The organism is Mesorhizobium sp. M7A.F.Ca.US.005.03.2.1, from assembly GCF_003997795.1.
Lineage (GTDB): Bacteria > Pseudomonadota > Alphaproteobacteria > Rhizobiales > Rhizobiaceae > Mesorhizobium > Mesorhizobium ciceri.
In genome coordinates this window covers 1-549 of the sequence record NZ_RZRP01001556.1, presented here as the reverse complement: position 1 = coordinate 549, position 549 = coordinate 1, and the positions used below count along the sequence as shown (strand labels likewise).

Genomic DNA, 549 nt, shown 5'->3' with positions numbered 1-549 from the left:
CCCGATGTCTCGCCGCCCGCCGTGACCAGCCGGCGGACGCCATGCGCCAGAAGCTGGCGCGCCAATTCGCCGAAAAAACCTTCGACCGCCGTTGCGACGCGCTCCTTCCCGTGGTGCTTCTGCGCGGCTGCGACGGCTTCGGGCTCAGCCGACGAAAACACGAGCGGCAAGCCATGCTGCTGCTGGCCGATAACCCATTCGGCATATTCGACAGGATTGGCCGCGCGGTCCATGACAGCGTCCACCTCCACGACGCGCGTTGGATGGCTTTTCCGGTGCTCGGCGATCTGGCGTCGGCTCATGGCAGAGCACGAGCCGCAAAGCACGGCTGCCGGCCCCTGTTTTCCCATCCAATCCATGGCCGCCCTGCCAATCAGCCCGGCCCGACGAAAGTTGGTCGGAAGTCCAAGGGCAATGCCCGAACCGCCGCTGAGCAGGACATCCGATTCGGCAGCCTCGCCAATGGCGATAAGGTCCTTGTCCAAAATGGCGTCGACGACGATGTAGCGAGAGCCGCTCGCAGCAGCAGCCTCTAGAGCATCCCTGATC

At 64.7% G+C, this 549-nt stretch carries 1 protein-coding gene; it reads right to left on the bottom strand.

From position 1 onward, the window contains the following. Positions 1-549, bottom strand: a 549-nt coding sequence (locus EN991_RS39105) for a nucleotide-binding domain containing protein (protein ID WP_281058866.1), incomplete at both ends; no start/stop codon positions are given.